General features: G+C 72.0%; 16 protein-coding genes and 1 pseudogene. 8 read left to right on the top strand and 9 right to left on the bottom strand.

All coding sequences use genetic code 11. The features are described 5' to 3' along the window. The first annotated feature begins 25 nt into the window (after positions 1-25). The gene (locus HDC93_RS13890) at positions 26-367 is read left to right on the top strand and encodes a hypothetical protein (RefSeq protein WP_185010614.1); all 342 of its coding nucleotides are present in this window, start codon (positions 26-28) and stop codon (positions 365-367) included. 100 nt (positions 368-467) lie between these two features. On the opposite strand, the gene argG is transcribed toward HDC93_RS13890, so the two are convergent. The 4 genes from argG to HDC93_RS13870 all read right to left on the bottom strand — a co-directional run bounded on the left by argG (position 468) and on the right by HDC93_RS13870 (position 6970). After that, a complete protein-coding gene (argG, locus tag HDC93_RS13885) occupies positions 468-1922 on the bottom strand; it encodes an argininosuccinate synthase (protein WP_185010612.1) in 1455 nt (484 codons plus the stop codon). Positions 1923-1995: 73 nt separating this feature from the next. Continuing rightward, positions 1996-2988: a methylmalonyl Co-A mutase-associated GTPase MeaB gene (gene meaB, locus HDC93_RS13880; RefSeq protein WP_185010610.1), complete on the bottom strand. Its 993-nt coding sequence runs from the start codon at positions 2986-2988 to the stop codon at positions 1996-1998. Further along, the gene (scpA, locus tag HDC93_RS13875) at positions 2985-5159 is read right to left on the bottom strand and encodes a methylmalonyl-CoA mutase (protein WP_185010608.1); all 2175 of its coding nucleotides are present in this window, start codon (positions 5157-5159) and stop codon (positions 2985-2987) included. Before scpA ends, meaB begins: the two co-directional genes overlap by 4 nt. Continuing rightward, entirely contained in the window at positions 5159-6970 is a 1812-nt protein-coding gene (locus HDC93_RS13870; RefSeq protein WP_185010606.1) for a methylmalonyl-CoA mutase family protein, read from the bottom strand. Before HDC93_RS13870 ends, scpA begins: the two co-directional genes overlap by 1 nt. Positions 6971-7501: 531 nt before the next feature. On the opposite strand from HDC93_RS13870, the gene kdpF reads away from it, so the two are divergent. From kdpF to HDC93_RS13850, 4 genes are read left to right on the top strand one after another with little or no spacing between them, the layout of a single operon-like run. Beyond that, positions 7502-7591 (top strand): K(+)-transporting ATPase subunit F, encoded by a 90-nt coding sequence (kdpF, locus tag HDC93_RS13865; RefSeq protein WP_037672136.1) that lies wholly within the window; start codon positions 7502-7504, stop codon positions 7589-7591. A gap of 8 nt (positions 7592-7599) precedes the next feature. Then, positions 7600-9264 (top strand): potassium-transporting ATPase subunit KdpA, encoded by a 1665-nt coding sequence (gene kdpA, locus HDC93_RS13860; RefSeq protein WP_185010604.1) that lies wholly within the window; start codon positions 7600-7602, stop codon positions 9262-9264. Continuing rightward, the gene (kdpB, locus tag HDC93_RS13855; RefSeq protein WP_185010602.1) at positions 9261-11366 is read left to right on the top strand and encodes a potassium-transporting ATPase subunit KdpB; all 2106 of its coding nucleotides are present in this window, start codon (positions 9261-9263) and stop codon (positions 11364-11366) included. Before kdpA ends, kdpB begins: the two co-directional genes overlap by 4 nt. Positions 11367-11390: 24 nt before the next feature. Further along, on the top strand, positions 11391-12023 hold the full coding sequence (locus HDC93_RS13850) for a potassium-transporting ATPase subunit C (protein WP_185011053.1): 633 nt from the start codon (positions 11391-11393) through the stop codon (positions 12021-12023). 11 nt (positions 12024-12034) lie between these two features. On the opposite strand, the pseudogene HDC93_RS13845 reads toward HDC93_RS13850, so the two are convergent. Further along, a pseudogene (locus HDC93_RS13845) lies at positions 12035-12631 on the bottom strand (DUF5937 family protein); the annotation flags it as partial. A 51-nt stretch (positions 12632-12682) separates the two neighbouring features. On the opposite strand from HDC93_RS13845, the gene HDC93_RS13840 reads away from it, so the two are divergent. Both HDC93_RS13840 and HDC93_RS13835 read left to right on the top strand, forming a co-directional pair. After that, the gene (locus tag HDC93_RS13840; RefSeq protein ID WP_185011051.1) at positions 12683-13036 is read left to right on the top strand and encodes a hypothetical protein; all 354 of its coding nucleotides are present in this window, start codon (positions 12683-12685) and stop codon (positions 13034-13036) included. A gap of 165 nt (positions 13037-13201) precedes the next feature. After that, on the top strand, positions 13202-13687 hold the full coding sequence (locus tag HDC93_RS13835) for an ATP-binding protein (RefSeq protein ID WP_185010599.1): 486 nt from the start codon (positions 13202-13204) through the stop codon (positions 13685-13687). Positions 13688-13715: 28 nt separating this feature from the next. Here the strand turns inward: HDC93_RS13835 and HDC93_RS13830 are convergent, their stop codons facing one another. Continuing rightward, a complete protein-coding gene (locus HDC93_RS13830) occupies positions 13716-15089 on the bottom strand; it encodes a hypothetical protein (RefSeq protein WP_311774551.1) in 1374 nt (457 codons plus the stop codon). A 116-nt stretch (positions 15090-15205) separates the two neighbouring features. Here HDC93_RS13830 and HDC93_RS13825 point away from each other — a divergent pair, with 116 nt between their 5' ends. Continuing rightward, positions 15206-16447, top strand: a complete 1242-nt coding sequence (locus HDC93_RS13825) for a molybdopterin-dependent oxidoreductase (protein ID WP_185010597.1) — start codon at positions 15206-15208, stop codon at positions 16445-16447. Positions 16448-16760: 313 nt separating this feature from the next. On the opposite strand, the gene HDC93_RS13820 is transcribed toward HDC93_RS13825, so the two are convergent. The 3 genes from HDC93_RS13820 to HDC93_RS13810 are packed head-to-tail and all read right to left on the bottom strand — an operon-like array spanning position 16761 to position 18855. Then, positions 16761-17513, bottom strand: coding sequence for a bifunctional 2-polyprenyl-6-hydroxyphenol methylase/3-demethylubiquinol 3-O-methyltransferase UbiG (locus HDC93_RS13820; protein ID WP_185010595.1), 753 nt, complete (start codon positions 17511-17513; stop codon positions 16761-16763). Beyond that, on the bottom strand, positions 17510-18163 hold the full coding sequence (locus HDC93_RS13815; RefSeq protein ID WP_185010593.1) for a DUF2064 domain-containing protein: 654 nt from the start codon (positions 18161-18163) through the stop codon (positions 17510-17512). Before HDC93_RS13815 ends, HDC93_RS13820 begins: the two co-directional genes overlap by 4 nt. Further along, positions 18160-18855 (bottom strand): glycosyltransferase family 2 protein, encoded by a 696-nt coding sequence (locus HDC93_RS13810; RefSeq protein ID WP_185010591.1) that lies wholly within the window; start codon positions 18853-18855, stop codon positions 18160-18162. The genes HDC93_RS13815 and HDC93_RS13810 overlap by 4 nt, the downstream gene beginning before the upstream one ends. Positions 18856-18872: the final 17 nt, after the last annotated feature.

Below are 18872 nucleotides of genomic sequence, written 5' to 3'. Positions count from 1 at the left end.
GCCACACCCGACCTCCGGGTAGGCGATGAAAGACAGAAGCACAGTCGGGGGGTGGGGCCATGCGATACAGAACCGCCTGGACGCCGAACCGCAGACGGCCGACGGTGAGTTGCAGGCGGACTGCCTGGCCGGCGCCGAACTCGAGGGTGCCGCCCAGGACGCAACGGTCGTCTTCGACTCGGGGGACGTCGACGAGCTGCACAGGGCCCTCGTCCGGGACGCCGACCAGACCCCCCGGACGAAGGAAGGGGACCACGGAAGCGCCTCCGAGCGGGTCGACGCCTTCGGCACAGGGCAGGAGTTCGGGGTCGAAGGGTGCCTGCCCGAAGAGGCGTCCACCGAGAACGCCTCGGCACTGAGCGGGTAGCGAGGGCCTCACAGGACAGGCGCGTTCGCCGCGCGGGCGGCGCGTGCGTCGAGGCCGGCCCGACGCGATGTCGGGCCGGCCTCGCGGCGGTGCAGCGGGGTCAGTCCGTGCCGGACTCCATCGCCGCGCGGTCCAGCCACGCGTCCTCCTCGGAGACTTCGCCCCGGGAGGCGATGGCCTCGGCGCCGCCCTGCGGCAGCTCCGGCATGGTGCCGATCAGCCCGGTCGCGGCGGCCTGGGAGGCGCCGATGGTGGGGCTGCCGGTGCCGATCAGGCCGATGCCGGCGTACTGCTCCAGCTTGGCGCGGGAGTCGGCGATGTCGAGGTTGCGCATGGTGAGCTGGCCGATCCGGTCCACCGGGCCGAACGCGGAGTCCTCGGTGCGCTCCATGGACAGCTTGTCCGGGTGGTAGCTGAACGCCGGGCCCGTGGTGTCGAGGATCGAGTAGTCCTCACCGCGCCGCAGCCGCAGCGTCACCTCGCCGGTGACGGCGGCGCCGACCCAGCGCTGGAGCGACTCGCGGATCATCAGCGCCTGCGGGTCCAGCCAGCGGCCCTCGTACATCAGCCGGCCGAGGCGCCGGCCCTCGGCGTGGTACTGGGCGAGGGTGTCCTCGTTGTGGATCGCGTTGACGAGGCGCTCGTAGGCGGCGTGCAGCAGGGCCATGCCCGGGGCCTCGTAGATGCCGCGGCTCTTGGCCTCGATGATCCGGTTCTCGATCTGGTCCGACATGCCCAGGCCGTGCCGGCCGCCGACGGCGTTGGCCTCCATGACCAGATCGACGGGGGAGGCGAACTCCTTGCCGTTGATCGACACCGGACGGCCCTCGGCGAAGCCGATCGTCACGTCCTCGGCGGCGATCTCGACCGACGGGTCCCAGAACCGGACGCCCATGATCGGCTCGACGGTCTCGACGCCGGTGTCCAGGTGCTCCAGGGTCTTGGCCTCGTGCGTGGCGCCCCAGATGTTGGCGTCCGTGGAGTACGCCTTCTCCGTGCTGTCCCGGTAGGGCAGCCCGTGCGCGAGCAGCCACTCGGACATCTCCCTGCGGCCGCCGAGCTCCGTCACGAAGGCCGCGTCCAGCCAGGGCTTGTAGATGCGCAGGTGGGGGTTGGCGAGCAGGCCGTAGCGGTAGAACCGCTCGATGTCGTTGCCCTTGAAGGTCGAGCCGTCGCCCCAGATCTGGACGTCGTCCTCGAGCATGGCCCGCACCAGGAGCGTGCCGGTGACGGCGCGGCCCAGCGGGGTGGTGTTGAAGTACGCCCGCCCGCCCGAGCGGATGTGGAACGCGCCGCAGGTCAGTGCGGCCAGGCCCTCCTCGACGAGCGCGGCACGGCAGTCGACCAGACGCGCGATCTCGGCCCCGTACGTCTTGGCGCGGCCGGGCACCGAGGCGATGTCGGGCTCGTCGTACTGGCCGATGTCGGCGGTGTAGGTGCACGGGACGGCGCCCTTGTCGCGCATCCACGCGACCGCGACGGAGGTGTCGAGACCGCCCGAGAAGGCGATGCCGACGCGTTCGCCGGCGGGCAGGGAGGTGAGGACCTTGGACATAGAAAGAGTATGTCTCACTTTGCATAGTCATGCAAGCTGGGTATGCGAAATCGCCGTCCCGGCTGCTCAGGGCTCAGGGACCCGCTGTCTCGGAACCCCCGAGCGCACCGAGGATCCGCTCCGCGGCCAGCGTCGGGGTGAGCTCGCCCTCCCGGACCCGCTGTTCCAGCACCGGCGCCAGCGCCCGTACCGCCGGGTCGGCCTGGAGGCGGCCGAGGAGTTCGTCGCGGACCATGGTCCAGGTCCAGTCGACCTGCTGGTCGCGCCGCTTCGCGGTGAGGCGGCCGGTGGAGTCCAGCAGGGTGCGGTGCTGCTCCAGGCGCTCCCACACCGTGTCCAGGCCGCTCGACTCGCGGGCGCTGCAGTGCAGCACCGGCGGGGTCCAGAACGCGTCCTTGCCGTGCATCAGGCGCAGCGCGCCCGCCAGTTCCCTCGCGGCAGCGCGGGCGTCGCGCTCGTGCGGCCCGTCCGCCTTGTTGACGGCGATCACGTCGGCGAGTTCCAGTACGCCCTTCTTGATGCCCTGGAGCTGGTCGCCCGTGCGCGCGAGGGTGAGCAGCAGGAAGGTGTCGACCATGTTCGCGACGGCGGTCTCGGACTGGCCGACACCGACCGTCTCCACCAGGACCACGTCGTAGCCGGCCGCCTCCATCACCACGATCGACTCGCGGGTGGCCTTCGCGACCCCGCCCAGCGTGCCCGCCGTGGGGGAGGGGCGCACAAACGCCGCCGGGTCCACGGCCAGGCGCTCCATCCGGGTCTTGTCACCCAGGATCGAACCGCCCGTCCGGCTGGAGGACGGGTCGACGGCCAGCACCGCCACCCGGTGTCCGAGCGAGGTCAGCAGCGTGCCGAACGCGTCGATGAACGTCGACTTGCCCACGCCCGGCACGCCGCTGACGCCGATCCGCCGGGCCCGGCCACTGTGCGGCAGCAGCGCGGTCAGCAGCTCCTGGGCCAGCGCCCGGTGCTGCGGCCGGGTCGACTCGACGAGTGTGATGGCGCGGGCGATGATCGCCCGCTTCCCGTCGAGCACACCCTTCACATACGCGTCGACATCGATCACAGGGCGTGCCCGAGACCGTCCGACAGCCGCCGCACCAGGTCGTGGGCCGCGTCCGGGATCACCGTCCCGGGCGGGAACACGGCCGCCGCGCCCATCTCCAGCAGCGTCGGCACGTCCTGCGGCGGGATCACCCCGCCGACCACGATCATGATGTCCTCGCGGCCCTCCTCGGCCAGCGCCTCGCGCAGCGCCGGGACCAGGGTGAGGTGACCGGCCGCCAGTGAGGAGACGCCGACGATGTGCACGTCCGCCTCGACGGCCTGCCGCGCGACCTCGGCGGGCGTCTGGAACAGCGGGCCGACGTCCACGTCGAAACCGAGGTCGGCGAAGGCCGTGGCGATCACCTTCTGGCCGCGGTCGTGACCGTCCTGGCCCATCTTCGCGACCAGGATGCGCGGGCGGCGGCCCTCGGCCTCCTCGAAGGCGGACACCAGGGTGCGGGTGCGGTCCACGCTCGGGGACTCTCCGGTTTCGTTGCGGTACACACCGGAGATCGTACGGATCTGCCCCGCGTGCCGGCCGTACACCTTCTCCAGGGCGTCGGAGATCTCCCCGACCGTGGCCTTCGCACGGGCCGCGTGCACCGCCAGCTCCAGCAGGTTGCCCTCGCCGCCGGCGGCCCGGGTCAGCGCGTCCAGCGCGTCCTGGCAGGCCCGCTCGTCCCGCTCCGCGCGCAGCCGGCGCAGTTTCTCGATCTGCTGCGCCCGCACGGAGGAGTTGTCGACCTTCAGGACGTCGATCTGCTCGTCGGTCTCCACCCGGTACTTGTTGACGCCGACGACCGGCTGACGGCCCGAGTCGATCCGGGCCTGCGTGCGGGCCGCGGCCTCCTCGATGCGCAGCTTCGGGATGCCCGCGTCGATGGCCTTGGCCATGCCGCCCGCGGCCTCGACCTCCTCGATGTGCTGCCAGGCCCGCCGGGCCAGGTCGTACGTCAGCTTCTCCACGTACGCGCTGCCGCCCCACGGGTCGATCACCCGGGTCGTGCCGGACTCCTGCTGGAGCAGCAGCTGCGTGTTGCGGGCGATGCGCGCCGAGAAGTCGGTGGGCAGCGCGAGCGCCTCGTCGAGGGCGTTGGTGTGCAGCGACTGCGTGTGGCCCTGCGTCGCCGCCATGGCCTCGACACACGTGCGCGTCACGTTGTTGAAGACGTCCTGCGCGGTCAGCGACCAGCCCGAGGTCTGCGAATGGGTGCGCAGGGAGAGGGACTTGGCGTTCTGCGGGTCGAACTGCTTCACCAGCTTCGCCCACAGCAGGCGCGCCGCCCGCAGCTTGGCGACCTCCATGAAGAAGTTCATGCCGATGGCCCAGAAGAACGACAGCCGCGGCGCGAACGCGTCCACGTCCAGGCCCGCTTCACGCCCCGCCCGGATGTACTCCACCCCGTCCGCGAGCGTGTACGCCAGCTCCAGGTCGGCCGTCGCACCCGCCTCCTGGATGTGGTAGCCGGAGATGGAGATGGAGTTGTAGCGCGGCATCCGCTGCGAGGTGTAGGCGAAGATGTCGGAGATGATCCGCATCGACGGCTTCGGCGGATAGATGTAGGTGTTGCGGACCATGAACTCCTTCAGAATGTCGTTCTGAATGGTTCCGGCCAGCTTCTCGGGCGGTACGCCCTGCTCCTCGGCGGCGACGATGTACAGCGCCAGCACCGGCAGCACGGCGCCGTTCATGGTCATCGACACCGTCATCTGGTCCAGCGGGATGCCGTCGAACAGCTGCCGCATGTCGTAGATGGAGTCGATGGCCACGCCCGCCATGCCGACGTCACCCGTCACGCGCGGGTGGTCGCTGTCGTAGCCGCGGTGCGTGGGCAGGTCGAAGGCGACCGACAGGCCCTTCTGGCCGGCCGCGAGATTGCGCCGGTAGAAGGCGTTGGACTCCTCGGCCGTCGAGAAGCCGGCGTACTGGCGGATCGTCCAGGGCTGGTTGACGTACATCGTCGGGTACGGGCCGCGCAGGAACGGCGCCGCTCCCGGGTACGTGTCCAGGAAGTCCAGGCCCTCCAGGTCACGCCCGGTGTAGAGCGGCTTGACGGCGATGCCCTCCGGGGTCTCCCAGAGCAGGTCGTCCCCGCCGGACGCGTTCTTGACCGCCGTACGCCACTCGTCGGCGCCGCCGTCGGGGGCCGGAGTGCCCAGCTCGATCCCGGAGAAGTCGGGGATTCCCATCAGGACACAACTCCCATGCGGTCGAGGGTGGCGGACAGCACGGCGACGGCGTCACAGCCCGCGAACACGTACGCGTCGACACCCGGGTACTCCCCGGGACGGCCTGCGAGGAACACATGCCGGGCACCGGCGGCCTTCAGGTCCCGGACGGCCGCCTCGGCCTGCTCCGCGTACAGCGCGTCGCTGGAGCACAGCACGGCCTCCGTCGCCCCGCTCTCCTCGAAGGTGCCTTCCGTGACCGGCTCGATGCCGCCGGCCTGGAAGAGGTTCGAGGCGAAGGTGAGACGCGCCGTGTGAGCCGCGGCCGGGCCCAGCGCGGCGAGGAAGACCCGCGGCCGGGAGCCGGTCGCCGCGAGGTGGGCGTCGGAGCGGGCACGCAGTGCCTCGTACGCCTCGTCACGCCGTACGCGCGGCAGGCCGCCGGGAAGCGGCTCGGGCGCGCTCGCGCGGACCACCGGCTTCTCCGCGAGGAACGGGAACTCGCTGACACCGGTGATGGGTTCGCGCCGCCTGGCCAGCAGACCCGCGCGGGTCTGCCAGGTCTCGGCGAGATCCCGCTCCAGGTCGCCCGAGCGCAGGGCGGCCGGCATGCCGCCCAGGCGCTCGATCCGCTGGAAGAACTCCCATCCCGCGTGGGCGAGTTCGTCCGTCAGCCGCTCCACGTACCAGGAGCCGCCCGCCGGGTCGATCACCCGGGCCAGGTGCGACTCCTCGATGAGGATCGTGGAGGTGTTGCGGGCGATGCGGCGCGCGAACGCGTCCGGCAGGCCGAGGGCGTGGTCGAAGGGCAGCACGGTGACCGCGTCGGCCCCGCCCGCGCCGGCGGCCAGCGTGGCGATCGTGGCGCGCAGCATGTTCACCCACGGGTCGCGGCGCGTCATCATCACCGGCGACGTCACGACGTGCTGGAGCTGTGCCCCCGCCCGGGGCGCTCCGCAGACCTCGGCCACCCGGGCCCACAGCCGGCGCGCGGCCCGCAGCCTGGCGATCGTCAGGAACTGGTCGGCGGTCGCCGCGTACCGGAACTCCAGCTGTGCACAGGCCTGTTCGACGTCCAGGCCGGCCCCGGACAGCTCCCGCAGGTACGCCACGCCGGTGGCCAGCGAGCAGCCCAGCTCCTGGGCGGCCGAACCACCGGCCTCGTGGTACGGCAGCGCGTCCACGGTCAGCGCCCGCAGCCCCGGGTACTCCCCGGCGCACAGCCGCGCGAGCTCCGCCGCCGGGGCGGTGTCGCACCGCTGGCCGGTACGGGCCTCGTGGCCGAGCGGATCCGCGCCCAGGTTGCCGCGCGCCGCGTTCCGGGCGACACCCCGCTCCTCGTACACCCGCAGCAACTCCCGCGCGGCGGGCTCGGTGTCGCGCCCCGCGTCGAGGACCACGGGCGCCAGGTCGAGGTACACGCCGTCGAGGACCCGGCCGAGGTCGGGCACCGCGATGCCGCCCTCCCCGACCGTCAGCCAGAGGGAGGTGACGCCGTTCTCCAGGTCCCCGAGCACCGCGTCACGGTCGGCCACCGTGTGCCGTTGCCGTACGTCCCAGCCGCCGACCGTGTTCCCCTCGGCGCGGGCGCCGCGCACAAAGGGGGCGAACCCGGGCAGGCCCGGCTCGGGCGCGGAGTCGTGGGCGGTGTAGAGGGGGCGGGTGCGCAACCCGTCCTCCAGCGCGGTGGACAGGGCTTCCTCGGCCGCGGCCCCCTCGACGTCCTTGCCCGATTTGCGCAGGACACCCGCCACAAGGCGCTGCCACTGCTCATGGGGCACGTCAGAGAACTCGCCGGCCAGCTCAAGCCCGTCGTCAGGCAGGACCGTCATGCTCGGATGTTAGGCCACGTTAACGAACGAGCAGCAGAGGGAACGGCTGTGACCTTGCCCTCTCCGGAAATGTGGCCCCGATCTCCCTCTGCCGCTCTTGAGGCCGGAGCCGGTCAGGCACCCCCGGGTCTCGCGATCAGCGGCGACCGCCGGGGCGACCTGCTGGTGTGGGACGTGTCGACCGGGGCGTGAGGTGGCGGCCACGGGATTCGTCGTCGCGCACGAGGCGGGGACGGCGAGCTTCACCTGGTGCGCGGAACTCCTCACGCCGTTGCCCGGGTGACGAGGCCCTCCCGATGGATCACAGGCGTCGAAAGGATCACGGGCGTCAAGGGGTCGTCAAAGGCGTGGCCCCCGCCGTAAGGGACCCGTCAACGAACGGTCCGATCCGGCCATCGGGGCGCTTTCCTCGAAGCGTCCGTTTCTCCGCACCTCACTACAGGAGTTCGCGATGGCCGATGTGGCCTTCGTCGTCGCCGTGCTCGCCGGTTTCGCGCTGGTGGCTCTCGTCGCCAAGGGGGTGACGAAGCTGTGACCGCCGAGAACGTCGTCGGCCTGGTCGTGGCCGTCTCCCTGCTGGGTTATCTCGTCCTCGCCCTGATCTTCCCGGAGAGGTTCTGAGACAAGAGATGGGTCCCGTCCTCGCCGGCGTCCTCCAGCTGCTCGCCCTCGTGGCGGCGCTGGCACTGGCGTACGTCCCCGTCGGCACCTACATGGCCCGCGTGTACTCCTCGAAGCGGCACCTGCGGGTGGAGAGGTGGGCCTACCGGGCCATCGGCGCCGACCCCGACACACAGATGACCTGGACCGCGTACCTGCGCGGCGTCCTCGCCCTCTCGGTCGTCGGCGTGCTGTTCCTCTACCTGCTCATGCGGCTCCAGGGCGTCCTGCCCGGCTCGCTCGGCTTCGCATCGGTCGGCCCGGCGCAGTCGTTCAACACGGCCGTGTCGTTCGTGACCAACACCAACTGGCAGTCGTACTACGGCGAGCAGACCATGGGACACGTCGTGCAGACCGCCGGGCTCGCCGTGCAGAACTTCCTCTCCGCGGCCGTCGGCATGGCCGTCGCCGTGGCCCTCGTCCGGGGCTTCGCCTGCTCGCGCACCGGCGACCTCGGCAACTTCTGGGCCGACCTGGTGCGCGGCACCGTGCGGATCCTGGTGCCGGCCGCGGCGATCGCCGCCGTCGTGCTGGTCGCCTGCGGCGTGATCCAGAACTTCTCCGGGATCCACGAGGTCGGCCAGTTCACGGGCGGCCCGCAGCAGTGGAACGGCGGCGCGGTCGCCTCGCAGGAGGCCATCAAGGAGCTGGGCACCAACGGCGGCGGCTACTTCAACGCCAACTCCGCCCACCCCTTCGAGAACCCGACGCCCTTCTCCAACCTCTTCGAGATCTTCCTGATCCTTCTCATCCCCTTCTCGCTCACCCGCACCTTCGGCGTGCTCGTCGGCAACGTGCGGCAGGGCCACGCGATCCTCGCCACGATGTTCACCATCTGGCTGGGCTTCGTGGCCCTGATGATGTGGACGGAGTTCGCCCACCACGGCCCGGCCCTGCAGGCCGCCGGCGGCGCGATGGAGGGCAAGGAGGCCCGCTTCGGCATCGGTGCGTCCTCCGTCTTCGCGGTGTCGACGACCCTCACCTCGACCGGCGCGGTCGACTCCTTCCACTCCTCCTTCACCGGCCTCGGCGGCGGCCTCACCATGCTCTCGATGATGCTGGGCGAGATCGCCCCCGGCGGCACCGGATCCGGCCTCTACGGCATGCTGATCCTCGCGGTCATCGCGGTGTTCGTCGCCGGCCTGATGGTCGGCCGCACCCCTGAGTACCTGGGCAAGAAGATCGGCGCGCGGGAGATGAAGCTCGCCGCCTGCTACATCCTCGTCACCCCGGCCCTGGTGCTGATCCTCACCGCGGCCTCCGTGGCCCTGCCCACCCCGCCCCACTCGACGCTCAACCCGGGCGCCCACGGCTTCTCCGAGATCCTCTACGCCTTCACCTCCGCCGCCAACAACAACGGCTCGGCCTTCGCCGGACTGAACGCGAACACCGACTGGTTCAACACCACGACCGCACTCGCGATGCTGCTCGGCCGCTTCCTGCCCATGGTCTTCGTCCTGGCCCTGGCCGGCTCGCTCGCCGGGCAGCGGCCGGTCCCGGTCACCGCGGGCACCCTGCGCACCGAGAAGCCGCTCTTCACCGGCCTGTTGGTCGGCGCCGTACTGATCGTCACCGGACTGACGTACTTCCCGGCCCTGGCGCTCGGCCCGCTCGCCGAGGGGCTGGCGTCATGACCACCCGCACCGAACCCCGTGAGGACTCCATGTCCACTCCCACCCTGGCGCCCCACCGGGACGCGCCGACGGGCCGCAAGACCCCCGAGGGCCGTGCCGGAACGGGCCTGTTCGAGCCCCGTCAGCTGCTCCGGTCGCTGCCGGACGCGTTCCGCAAGCTCGACCCGCGGATCATGGTCAAGTCACCCGTCATGTTCGTGGTGTGGACCGGCTCGGTCCTGACGACTGTGTTCTCCTTCACGGACCCGGGCGACTGGTTCGGCTGGACGATCAGCGCCTGGCTGTGGCTGACCGTCGTCTTCGCCAATCTGGCGGAGGCGGTCGCCGAGGGCCGGGGCAAGGCGCAGGCCGACACGCTGCGCAAGGCCAAGACGGACAACGTGGCCCGCCGGACCGACGGCACGCTCGTCCCCGGCACCGAACTGCGGATCGGCGACCTGGTCGTCTGCGAGGCGGGCGACGTCATCCCCGGCGACGGGGACGTCGTCGAGGGCGTGGCCTCCGTCGACGAGTCGGCCATCACCGGCGAGTCCGCCCCGGTCATCAGGGAGTCCGGAGGCGACCGTTCGGCCGTCACCGGCGGTACGAAGGTGCTGTCCGACCGGATCGTCGTCCGCATCACCACCAAGCCGGGCGAGACCTTCATCGACCGGATGATCGGCCTCGTCGAGGGCGCCGCACGGCAGAAGACGCCCAACGAGATCGCGCTGAACATCCTGCTCGCCTCGCTGACGACCGTCTTCCTGCTCGCCTGCGCCACCCTGCCGCCCCTGGCGCACTACGCCGGCACCCGGCTGACGACGGTCGTGCTGGTGGCGCTCCTGGTGTGCCTGATACCCACGACCATCGGCGCGTTGCTCTCCGCGATCGGCATCGCCGGCATGGACCGCCTGGTCCAGCGCAACGTCCTGGCGATGTCCGGCCGCGCGGTCGAGGCCGCCGGTGACGTCTCCACCCTGCTGCTCGACAAGACCGGCACCATCACCCTCGGCAATCGGCAGGCCGCCGCGTTCGTGCCGGTGAACGGTGTCACCGAGGCGGAACTCGCCGACGCGGCCCAGCTGTCGTCGCTGGCCGACGAGACGCCCGAGGGCCGTTCCGTCGTCGTCCTGGCCAAGGAGAAGTACGGTCTGCGCGGGCGGGAGCTCGCCGGCGCCGAGTGGATCGCCTTCACCGCGCAGACCCGGATGTCCGGTGTCGACGCCGACGGCCGCAAGGTCCGCAAGGGCGCCACGGCATCGGTGACCGCCTGGGTCGAGGGGCGGGGCGGCGCCGTGGCCGAGGACGCCGAAGCCCTCGCCGCCCGGATCTCCGAGGCCGGCGGCACCCCGCTGCTGGTCGCCGTCGAGGACGCGGACGGCGCCCGGGTCCTCGGTGTCGTCCACCTCAAGGACGTCGTGAAGGACGGCATGCGGGAGCGGTTCGCGGAACTGCGCCGCATGGGCATCAGAACCGTCATGATCACCGGCGACAACCCGCTGACGGCCAGGGCCATCGCCGAGGAGGCCGGTGTCGACGACTTCCTCGCCGAGGCCACCCCCGAGGACAAGATGGCCCTCATCAAGCGCGAACAGGCGGGCGGCAAGCTCGTCGCGATGACCGGCGACGGCACCAACGACGCCCCGGCGCTGGCCCAGGCGGACGTCGGCGTGGCCATGAACACCGGCACGTCGGCCGCCAAGGAGGCCGGCAACATGGTCGACCTCGACTCCGACCCGACCAAGCTCATCGAGATCGTCGAGATCGGCAAGCAACTCCTCATCACCCGGGGTGCGTTGACGACGTTCTCCATCGCCAACGACGTCGCCAAGTACTTCGCGATCATCCCGGCGCTGTTCGCCGCGGTCTACCCGGGCCTGGACAAGCTCAACATCATGGGGCTGTCCTCGCCCGCCTCCGCGATCCTGTCGGCGGTCGTCTTCAACGCGCTGATCATCGTCGCGCTGGTGCCGCTGTCCCTGAAGGGCGTGCGCTACCGGCCGCTCAGCGCCGACAAGTTGCTCCGCCGCAACCTCACGGTCTACGGCCTCGGCGGGCTGATCGCGCCCTTCCTCGGCATCAAGCTCATCGACCTGATCGTCTCCCTCGTCCCCGGGCTGTAATCCTCCGAAAGCGTGCTGACCGTCATGAACAACTCCGTCACGAACACCGCCCGGTTGCTCGGGGCGGGCCTGCGCGCCCTCCTCGTGCTGACCCTGGTGACCGGCGTCCTCTACCCCCTGGCCGTCACCGGCATCGCCCAGGGACTGTTCCCCGGCAAGGCGAACGGCTCCGAGGTGCGGGCGGACGGCCAGGTCGTCGGCTCGTCCCTGATCGGACAGCAGGGGTACAGCCTGGACTACTTCCAGCCCCGCCCCGCGAACGGCCTGGGCGAGAACACCGTCAACACGCAGTACAAACTGATCCTCTCCGGCGCCACCAACCTCTCCGCCGACAACCGGAAACTGGTCGAGTCGGTGCGGGCGGCCAAGGCCGAGGTGGTGAAGGACAACTCCACCGCCGGCTACCGGGTGAACCCCGCCGACGTCCCCGCCGACGCCGTCACCTCCTCCGGCTCCGGCCTCGACCCCGACATCTCCCCGCGGTACGCCGCCCTCCAGGTCCACCGGGTCGCCGCACGCAACCACCTCTCCGTCACCGAGGTCCGGCGGCTCGTCGACCGCCACACCGAGGGCCGCACCCTGGGCTTCATGGGCGAGCCCCGCGTGAACGTCCTCGCGCTCAACATCGCGCTCCGGGACCTCGTGACGAAGCACTGAGCAGCAGCTCGGCGCAGCACGGCCGTCAGCAGGTCGGTGCCCAGGGCCGACAGCGCGGGCAGGTCGAGGGTGTTGCGGACGTAGCGGCCGTGCCGCCGGGTCGTGAGCAGGCCCGCGTGGCGCGGCACGGCGAGATGGCGGGAGACCTCCGGAGGCGTGAGCTCCCGGGCGTGGGCCGGCTCGCCGGTGGTGCGGGGACCGCGCGCCAGGGTGCGCAGCAGCCGCAGCCGTACCGGATGGGCGAGTGCCTCCAGCCGCAGCGGCACCGTCTCCAGCGGCACCGGCTCCGGCGGACCCGGCTCGGCCACCGGGTACTGCACCACCGGCTGCCAGCCGGGCGCGTGGACCGCCACCAGATGAGGACGGCCGAAGACACTGGGGATGAAGGTGACCCCGGAGCCGGCGGTGGTCGCCTTGTCCTGCAGCTTGTCCACGACGATGACGTCGCCGTCCGGCGCCAGGGTGGCCGCCCCGGACACCGAGGCGAGGTCCGCACCGATGCCCTGACGCCTGATATTTTCGCTTCCCGGTGGCGGGGTGTAACGCGGCGGCAATCGCAAGGCGCTGTAGGGGGCAGAAAGGGCCGGCCGAAACGGAATCCCACTCCAGGTGAAACTCCCGTGGGGGTCGGCACGTCATCACGGCAGATGGGATTTCACGTGAACGGTACAGATCCGGCCTCCGCATACCAGCCCTACGACCAGCCCCCGCCGCCGGACCGCACGGCCCGCAACCAGGCCACCGCACGGCGGACGGCCCTCACGCTCTGCACGATCGCCGACATCGCGGCCGGTCTTCTGGGGCTGTGGATCGTGCTCTATCTCCTCGACGCCAATCAGGGGAATCCGTTCGTCGGATTCGTGCACGGAACGGCCGACTGGCTCTCCGGATGGGCGCAGGACATTTTCACCATGGACACAGAAGGATTGCGGGTCGTCCTCAATTACGGACTTCCCGCGGGAATCTATCTGCTGCTCGGGCACGGAATCGCCGCCCGTATCAACAGGGCCTGACGAAGACGTCGACGGCCCGCCCCCGTCGTTCATCCCCCGGCTGCGGGTCATGCGGCGCAGAGCACATCACAACGGCGGGCCGTCGGCAGTATGGGCGCTCCGCAGCGGGGTAAACGACGTCCGAAAGGCCACTGAGCAACACGAACAACACCGAAAGAGCCCCATATGGTCATCCCGCTTATGAAGCAGGCGGCAGATGAGCCGGGCACGGACGAGCAGGTCCCGCTGCGCTGCGGCGCGGTCTGGGACGACGGCGCAGCGTGCGCCGTCGAAGCGCGCCGGGCGCTGCACGCGTTCCTGGCGCACGCACCGTGCACCGGCCGCACGCCCGTGCCGGCCCCGCTGGCGATCGACGCCGAACTGGTCGTCAGTGAACTGGTCACCAACGCGATCCGGCACGCTCCCGGCCCCTGCGGGATGATGCTGCGGCTCTCCGGCGACGAACTCGCCATCACGGTGTGGGACACCTCCACCGAGCAGCCGGTGGTCAGGAAGCGCGACGGGCAGCGCTTCGGCGGCCATGGCATGCACGTCGTACACACGGTCAGCAGCGAGGTCGCCGTCAAGCCCCTCAGCCGCGGCAAGCAGATCACCGCCTACCTGCGCCCCGCCCCCGGCGGTGGTCCCGGCGCGGTCGGCCCGGCCGCCTGACGCCCCCGACGAGACCCTCCGGCCCAGGTCACCACCCGGTGAGCAGCAGATGGTTGAGGAGCAGCGCGAGCACCGCCTGGGCGGTGAGCCAGGAGCGGGGCCGGGTGAGGAACGCGCAGGCCGGGAGCAGCCACAGGGCGAACGGGAGCCAGATGCGTTCCGTCTCCGCCTTGCTCATGCCGGACAGGTCGGCGACCAGCAGGGCCAGGAGCGCGGCGGACACGAGGAACGCGAGGCGGACGCCCGCCCGGGGCGCGGTACGGCGTCGGACCAGTACGGCCCCTGTCCTCCGCAGCCCCGCCGCCGTTGCCAGCCCCGTGATGAGCACCGTGCAGGCCAGGTTGGCCCACACCCAGTAGCCGTAAGGGCGGATGCCGCCCGCGCCCTGGGTGTAGCGCGTGACCAGCAGACGGTAGGCCTCCCACCAGTCGAAGCCCGCGAGGGTGAACACCGCGGGGACCACGGCCAGCCCGGCGAGCAGCGGCACCAGCAGGGCCGGGCGCTCCCGGACCCCGTGACGGCCGAGCACCAGGACCGCCGCCGCGATCAGTGCGACGAGGGTCAGGCCGTACGACAGGTAGCAGGTCAGGCCGAACAGCAGCCCGGACGCGCCCGCCCACCCCGGCGATCTCCGGGTGACCGCCAGGGCGAGCAGGGCCACCGCCCACGCCGCCACCGCCGCGAAGTACGCGTCCGCCGAGGTGCCCATCCACACGGCCGCCGGGGCCAGGACGAGGAAGGGGGCCGCCCGGCGGGCCAGTGCCTCGTCGGACAGGGCGCGGATCGTGATCAGCACGGCCACACAGGCCGTCGCGCCGACGGTGACGCACCACATCCCGGCCCAGCCCCCGCCCCGTAGCCCGATCCGGTCGAGCAGCACGAAGGTGAGGGTGGCGCCGGGTGGGTGCCCGGCGATGTGGGCGGGCCAGTTGTCGGGCGAGTCGAGCAGGATGTGCCGGGTGAAGTCCCGCAGCGTTTCCGGGATGTCGTGGAAGCGGTCGATGACCTGGAGGTACTCGTAGCGGGTGGTGAGCCTGCGCGCGACGCCCCGGCCCCAGCCGTCGATCAGCGCGAGGGAGAGGATCCAGGCCGTCGAGGCACCCCAGGTCACCGGCAACAGGGCCCGCCAGGGCAGGCGGGCCGCGAGGACGGGGCCGTACGCCACGACGGCGACCGCCACGAGCACGGCCACCGGGGTGCCGGGGCCCACGTGGGGCCCCCACCAGGCGAGGAGCGGGGGCCAGCCGACGAACAGCGTCCCGCGGGTGTTCTCGATGTGGCGGCCGGCCACCACGGCCACCGTCACGAGCACCGCGGCGGCCCCGGCGGCGTACAGGTCGCGGCGCAGACGGCCGGGAGGCTCGGACTCGCGGGTCCGTGCGGGGGAGGGCAGGGTGCGGATCACACCGGCACGCTAGGCCGCGCGGCCGGTCACGGGCCGCCGACCGGGCCCGATGTCAGCGTTTCGTCATGGGTCGCGCACCCTTTCGCGGGGCTCTCGCGGCCTACCGTCGGCTCATGCGAGACGATCCACACGATCCGCGGCTTCCCACGTCCCCCGGCTTCTGGCGCAGTCCTCTGCGCGGCCCCCGGTTCACCTCGGTGCTGGGCCTCGTCCTCCTGGCCGGCATCACGGTGCTGTTCGTAACGGGACTTCTCTCGTACGCCGCCTACAACCCGAACCTCTCGCCGGTCAACGACAAGACACCGGACAAGGGGATCCTCGGCTTCTACCTCTTCGCCTGGCCGACCGACCCGCACTGGCTGTACCGGCTGAACCAGGGCGTCCACGTCACCCTCGGCATCACCCTGATCCCCGTCCTGCTCGCCAAGCTGTGGTCCGTCGTGCCGAGGCTGTTCACCCTGCCGCCGGCCCGCTCGCTCGCGCACGCCCTGGAGCGGGTCTCACTGCTGCTGCTGGTCGGCGGCGGACTGTTCCAGTTCGTCACCGGCGTCCTCAACGTCCAGCTCGACTACGTCTTCCCCGGCTCGTTCTACCCCCTGCACTTCTACGGCGCCTGGGTGTTCTTCGCGGCCTTCGTGGCCCACGCGCTGCTGAAGACGCCCACGGCACTGCGCAATCTGCGGCGGCTGCGCGAGGAGAAGGACGATCTGGTCTCCCCGCGCCCCGCCGAGCCGACCGTCTCCCGGCGGGGCGCCCTGTGGTTCGTCGGGGGCGGCTCGCTGCTGCTGTTCGTCACGACCGTGGGGCAGAATTTCGGCGGCCCGCTGCGGCGCACCGCCCTCCTCGCCCCGCACGGCGGCGGGGACCCCGGCAGCGGCCCGAACGGCTTCCAGATCAACAAGACCGCCGCGTACGCCGGGGTCGGCACGGCGGAAACAGCCGAGGACGCCTGGCGTCTCGTCGTGACAGGGCGTACGGGCACGGTCCGTCTCAGCCGCGCCCAGCTCGCCGTACTGCCCTTGTACAGCTCGGCGTTGCCCATCGCCTGCGTGGAAGGCTGGTCCACGCCGGACCAGTGGTGGCGCGGGGTGCGGCTGCGCGACCTCGCGGCCCTCGTCGGGTACGAGGACGACCCGCCGGACGTGTTCGTCGAGTCCCTCCAGCGCCACGGAGCCTTCCGGAAGGCCGCCCTGCGCGCCAACCAGGTGGCCGACCCGCGTTCCCTGCTCGCCCTGTACGTCAACGGCGAGGAACTGTCCCCCGACCACGGCCACCCGGCCCGGATCATCGTGCCCGCGGCCCCCGGAGTGCTGAACACCAAGTGGGTGGCCCGGATGACGTTCGGAGACCTGTGATGCGAGGACGCCTCGCCGTCGGCAGCCCCCTGCAGATCCTGCTGCTGTCCTGCTCGTTCGCCCTCGTGGTCTACGCGGGGGTGCGTCTCCTCGCCGGCGACTGGCTCGGCGTGGCGCTGTGGGTCGTGGGCGCCGCGGTGCTGCACGACCTGGTGCTGCTGCCCCTGTACGCGGCGGCGGACCGGGTGGTCGTAGGGGGACTCGGCCGGGTCCGCCGCCGGGAGTGGACGATGTACGTGCGGGTACCGGCTGCCCTCTCCGGGCTGCTGCTCCTCGTGTGGTTCCCGCTGATCAGCGGCATGGTGGAGGAGCGCTACCGGTCCGCTACCGGCCTGCCGCCGGAGGTGTTCCTCACGCGCTGGCTGCTGATCACGGCGGTCCTCTTCGCGGGCTCGGCGCTGCTGCTGGCGCTGCGGCTGCGCAGCGCGGCGAAGCGCCGTCCGCCGGCCGTCCACTGACCGTCCGGCTCCCAGTGGCCCCGTGCGTACCGGAGCAGCGCGCGGGTGCCGAGCCGGGCCCAGGGGAAAGGGGCGCCCGAGGTGGCGTGGGCGTCGGTGATGTGGACGCGCACCCGTTCGTCGACGTCCGTGGGGGCGGTCTCGGAGATCAGCAGACCGCCGGGGCGCAGGAGCCCGGCGACCCGCTCCAGCAGGGCGCTCGGGTCGCCCCCGATGCCGATGTTGCCGTCCATGAGCAGAACGGTGTCCCAGCGGCCCTCGCCGGGCAGTGGCTCGAACACCGACCGCCGCAGCGCCTGGCCCCCGAGCCGGACGGTGTGCTCCACCGCGGCCTCGCTGACGTCGATGCCGAGGGCGGCCCGTTGCCGGACGGCCAGTTCCGCCACGAGCCGGCCGGGCCCGCACCCCACGTCCAGCACGGACCCCTCGCACCGGTCCAGCACGTCCCGGTCGACGGGGTCGGCCCGGGCGCACCAGCGTTCCACTTCCAGCGGCAGCAGCCAGCCGTCGGTGCGCCGCAGGAACAGGGGGCCGCGGCCGGCGCGCAGAGCGGCGTCGTAGGGATCGGCGGCGGCCCAGGCCAGGGCGGTGGCGGGCGGGGCGCTCATCGGGGGCCGACCGGAGGCGACACCGGCTCGGCGACCGGCTCCGCAGCCGGCGAACAGCGGGCCAGCCGGGCCGCGAAGCGACCTCGCGGGGCGAGCGCGGCGACCGCGTGGGCGTCGGGGGCGGTGTCGACGTCCCGCAGCGTCGGCAGGTCGCGCACGCGCAGCCCCGCGGCGACCAGCCGCTCCCGCTGCACGGCGCCCGTCACCGGCGTCGACATGGGTACACCCCGCAGCAGGGCGGGGTCCGGGCAGGCCAGGCCGAGGGCCCAGAAGCCGCCGTCCTCCGCCGGGCCGAACCAGGCGTCGCAGTCGGCGAAGTCGACGGTCAGCAGTCCGGGGGTCACCTGCGGGGTGTCCATGCCGATGAGCAGGGCCGGACCCGCGCAGCGCGCGAACGCCTGCGCCAGCCGCTCGTCCAGACCGCCCGCGCACTGGGCCACGACGTCGAAGCCGGGCGGCAGCCAGGGGCCGGGGGCGCCGTCGAGCACGAGGACGCGCCGGGTGGCGGGGGTGGCGGCCACGGCGTGCAGCGTGTCCGCGAGGGCCGCTTCCGCCAGTTCGGCCGCCTGTCCGGGCGTGAAGGGTGGCGTGAGCCGCGTCTTCACCCGGCCCGGCCGCGGCTCCTTGGCGATGACGAGAAGCGTGGTCAACGGACGGTTCCTCCTTCGGGCGCGGGCGTTTCGGCCAGCACACGGCTCATGTCCCGAACGGCCTGCCAGGTACCGCGCCACGTGCCCGTCACCTTCGAGGCCCCGGTGCGCGGCAGATACGGCACGTCGTGCTCGGCGATCCGCCAGCCCGCGTCGGCCGCGCGGACGACCATCTGGAGCGGATAGCCGCTGCGCCGGTCGCTGAGACCGAGGCCGAGCAGCGGCTCCCGGCGGGCGGCGCGCAGGGGGCCGAGGTCGTGCAGACGCAGCCCGGTGCGGCGGCGCAGCATCCTCGCGAGCGCGAGATTCCCGGCCCGGGCATGCGGCGGCCACGTGCCCCGCCCCTGCGGACGCCGCCGCCCGAGCACCAGGTCGGCCGCGCCCTCGCGCACCTCGCGCACGAAGGGGACCAGGAGCCCCGGGTCGAGGGAGGCGTCGCAGTCGCAGAAACACACCACCTCGGCGGTGGCGGCCGTCAGCCCGGCATGGCAGGCCGCGCCGAAGCCCCGCCGCGGCTCGTGCACCACGGTCGCGCCCCACGCGCGGGCTACCCCGGCCGACCCATCAGTGGAACCGTTGTCGACGACGAGCGCGCGCCAGCCCGGCGGAATCCGTTCGAGCACCCAGGGAAGGGCCTCGGCCTCGTTCAGGCAGGGCAGCACCACGTCGACGTCAGAGGGTGTCGTCGTCACGGTTTCACCCTACGAAC

It is taken from the genome of Streptomyces sp. AK010 (genome assembly GCF_014207295.1).
Taxonomy (GTDB): Bacteria; Actinomycetota; Actinomycetes; order Streptomycetales; family Streptomycetaceae; genus Streptomyces; species Streptomyces massasporeus.
This window is presented reverse-complemented; position numbering and strand designations above follow the sequence as displayed.